Source organism: Petralouisia muris, from assembly GCF_004793545.1.
Taxonomy (GTDB): Bacteria; Bacillota; Clostridia; order Lachnospirales; family Lachnospiraceae; genus Petralouisia; species Petralouisia muris.
Genome location: NZ_SRYA01000182.1, coordinates 1 through 2,390 on the forward strand (window position 1 = coordinate 1; position 2,390 = coordinate 2,390).

Consider the following 2,390-nt stretch of genomic DNA (forward strand, 5'->3'; position numbering starts at 1 on the left):
CCACTCAGAAATAAGCATTTTTTATTCCTCCCCGTCACTCCCATTCATATAACATAATTCTTTTCTGTTTCTTCATGGACTTTCCGAGACTACACATATAAAATTCTTTTTTCGCTATTTTATCCCTATTATTGGCGTAAATGTTATTGTTTTTGTTATTCCGCCAGTCCTTCTAATAAGTTCATCCTGCCCTATAACTTTTACTAAATTTGCAATTTTTCTTCCATAATCATCTTTATCCATATAAAAAATTACTGTCTGGACATTATCATTTAGGATTAAATCCCTTAGCACATCCTTATCTGTAATATCCAAAGAATGACCAAAAATAAATAGATTATGGTATTTAACATCTTTTTTGCTTATAACATCATTACCAGATTGCTTGCATATATTTGTTATCTCAAATATTTTTTTATCAGACCTAATTTCTGAAACCCATTCTTTATAAAGACAGCCTGTTTCTTTATGTATCCGCTGGTAAAATTTTTTAAATGCAATAAATTCTATATTTTCATTTTTTTCATCCCCTTTTAAATATTCATCGATTCCCAAAACCATATTATTAGTATCAATATTTCTTCTAATATCTGCTTTGCCATGAATATAATCAATCTCCAAAAATGAATGATTATTATATAACCTCTCATAAGTACTTGTATAATTAAACGATAGTACCTTATCAAGATATGGCAGGTCACTAATATCTGGTAAAGTTTTCTCTATGGAACTTTTATTAATATAAACACTCAAATATATTTCCAGACATCTTATTAACCTATCTAAATCTTTTAATCCTCTTTCTTTTGGTATCCTTACAGCATTCTCAATGTTATTCCCCACACCAACTCCTACATGCCGAAGTATTCTTTTCTGATATTCTTCTATCTTGATATTACTTTTCCCCTGTTTTAAAGCGTTATCTACTATTTTACGGACATCCTCCAATGTTTGAACTACCTTGGAAATCTCGCTTTCAAAATCAATCCATCCCTTTTTTATCTGTGCAAACTTAAAATGACTCAACCATACATTATCTTTAATCAACATATCAAGTTCATTGACAATTTTTCTTGCATCCTCATTTCTCTGACTTTTATTAAAAAGGTCTGCAAAGTATTGAAAAAAACGAGTATCTTCATCATCATTCCAACTTTGTTCTTGCCCATTTTCCTTTGCTGTTTTATAAATCATGAACTCTTCTGTAAATCTCAAAAAGTCTCTATATGTAGTCTGTAATTCATGTGCCAAATCAAATCCATTTCCTATTACTAAAATATTCATTTATCATTTTCCTCTCTTGTCTCTATTTATTTCTATTACACAAATAATCACTAGAACGCATTGGTTAGCAGAGCATCGCCTGCCATATTGCCACTCAAATTTATAATACAATTCAAGATTACATTTAGTGCATCAAAAGCATTCTTTTTCTTTCCCATATTCTTATCTCCTCTTCTTTCAAAAACATGTTTCATATGTTCCATCAAAAAAGTTATTATAAGTGGTATTTCAACAAGAAGTGCTCTCTTTGGTGCTAACCCTTGCTCTGCAAGCCAATACGCTCCAAAAAACTTTATATGTATTACTAATTCTGATTTACAACACTCATTATACTTCCAAAATATAAAATTATCAACTTGTACAAACTGTTGCATAACTATCCAATAGATATATTATTTTAACTCAGCTATGTAAAAGACGGCATCAGCTTCATGCCGACACCGCCTTTTCCTCGGTCAGTCCGTTATAAAATCCCTGCCTTTTTCAGATACCCTACACTGTCATAACAGCCACGGAAGTAGACCGACTGCATCTCTATATCCGTGAGTTTGTTCTTAAGCTCCATCACTTTAATCAGTGCGGCACATTCTTTCTCGGACAGTTCCGCCGATGTTTCCGTATCAAACACGCCTAAAACTTTCGGATATTTCTTATAAAGGCTCTCAATCTCGGCTCTTATGGCACGGTATTCCTCGTTTTCTCTGGACAGCTTTGCCATAACAGAGCCGAGATATTCATTAAAGATATTGCTATGGACATCTACAAAAGTTTCAAATCTGAACGCATCAGACATTGTTCCTCACCTCCGACTTTTTCTTATCGTCACTTATTATACTACTCAGTGACAGGAAAACAGATTGCCGAATAGCTTAAAATATGCTACAATCTGTAAATGGAGCAGCCGTGTTACAAGGTGGTAGCCTCCCTAACTTCACAGAAGAAGGGAGGTGGTGAACATGAGTACATATGAAGTTTTAAGCCTGTTAATTCTGGGTGGCACTTTCCTCATTTCACTGCTTGCCTATATAGATAGGAACAACAAGCGAAAATAAATAAGCCTTATTCTAACAGAAATATTATTCTACAACAATCCCACAAAGCCTGTA

The 2,390-nt window shown here is 33.3% G+C and carries 4 protein-coding genes; 1 reads left to right on the forward strand and 3 read right to left on the reverse strand.

What is annotated here, in order from left to right; genetic code table 11:
- Nucleotides 1-114: 114 nt before the first annotated feature.
- The 3 genes from E5329_RS28870 to E5329_RS28880 all read right to left on the reverse strand — a co-directional run bounded on the left by E5329_RS28870 (nt 115) and on the right by E5329_RS28880 (nt 2,077).
- Nucleotides 115-1,284, reverse strand: a complete 1,170-nt coding sequence (locus tag E5329_RS28870; protein ID WP_135992544.1) for an AbiH family protein — start codon at nt 1,282-1,284, stop codon at nt 115-117.
- Nucleotides 1,285-1,334: 50 nt separating this feature from the next.
- A complete protein-coding gene (locus tag E5329_RS28875) occupies nt 1,335-1,658 on the reverse strand; it encodes a hypothetical protein (RefSeq protein WP_135992545.1) in 324 nt (107 codons plus the stop codon).
- Nucleotides 1,659-1,747: 89 nt separating this feature from the next.
- Nucleotides 1,748-2,077, reverse strand: coding sequence for a DUF6664 family protein (locus tag E5329_RS28880; protein ID WP_135992546.1), 330 nt, complete (start codon nt 2,075-2,077; stop codon nt 1,748-1,750).
- Between the two features lie 163 nt (nt 2,078-2,240).
- Here E5329_RS28880 and E5329_RS31410 point away from each other — a divergent pair, with 163 nt between their 5' ends.
- Nucleotides 2,241-2,336 (forward strand): putative holin-like toxin, encoded by a 96-nt coding sequence (locus E5329_RS31410; RefSeq protein WP_275443878.1) that lies wholly within the window; start codon nt 2,241-2,243, stop codon nt 2,334-2,336.
- Nucleotides 2,337-2,390 lie beyond the last annotated feature (54 nt).

What these genes read in the sequence shown, in the direction of transcription:
- E5329_RS28870 (WP_135992544.1), bottom strand. Translation starts at nt 1,284, where the DNA reads ATGAATATTTTAGTAATAGGAAATGGATTTGATTTGGCACATGAATTA.
- E5329_RS28875 (WP_135992545.1), bottom strand. Translation starts at nt 1,658, where the DNA reads ATGCAACAGTTTGTACAAGTTGATAATTTTATATTTTGGAAGTATAAT.
- E5329_RS28880 (WP_135992546.1), bottom strand. Translation starts at nt 2,077, where the DNA reads ATGTCTGATGCGTTCAGATTTGAAACTTTTGTAGATGTCCATAGCAAT.
- E5329_RS31410 (WP_275443878.1), top strand. Translation starts at nt 2,241, where the DNA reads ATGAGTACATATGAAGTTTTAAGCCTGTTAATTCTGGGTGGCACTTTC.